A 453-nucleotide genomic window follows, 5' to 3' on the forward strand; every position below is an offset into this window, starting at 1 on the left:
AGGGCCTGCATTACGGACCACCACTGCTGCCCGTGCCCGGTGGTGATGTCCAGCGCGAGGTCGAAGGCGATCGGATTGCGGATCGGACGTCCGAGGAGCAGTGCGAGTTGCTCCTCGACGGCGCGGCGTTCGATCTTCATCCCCAGGATCCGCCGGGTCTCCTGTCCCCAGCCCTGGAGCACCGACCCGCGGTCCGCGCGGTACACGGCGGCACACGATGGGGTCGCGATGATCCGGTCGGCGCCCGAACTCGTCTTCAACCGGCCGCTCACCGGCACATTGACCTGATACCAGTCCTGGAGTTCGCCGGTCTCGATCTCGACCTCGGTGTCGTAGGACAGCCAGCCCATCGTGACGGGGCCCAACTCGGCGGCGTCGAGGTGTATGCCGAAGCTCTGCTGATCACCGAGAACTTCCACGGAGTGCGGGTAGAACAGTCGCCCACCCACGTGG

Annotated in this window: 1 pseudogene; it reads right to left on the reverse strand. The window is 66.4% G+C overall.

The features are described 5' to 3' along the window. Window positions 1-419: pseudogene (locus ACFWJO_RS40645) on the reverse strand (hypothetical protein); the annotation flags it as partial. Window positions 420-453: the final 34 nt, after the last annotated feature.

It is taken from the genome of Streptomyces sp. NPDC127092 (assembly GCF_042722475.1).
Taxonomy (GTDB): Bacteria; Actinomycetota; Actinomycetes; order Streptomycetales; family Streptomycetaceae; genus Streptomyces.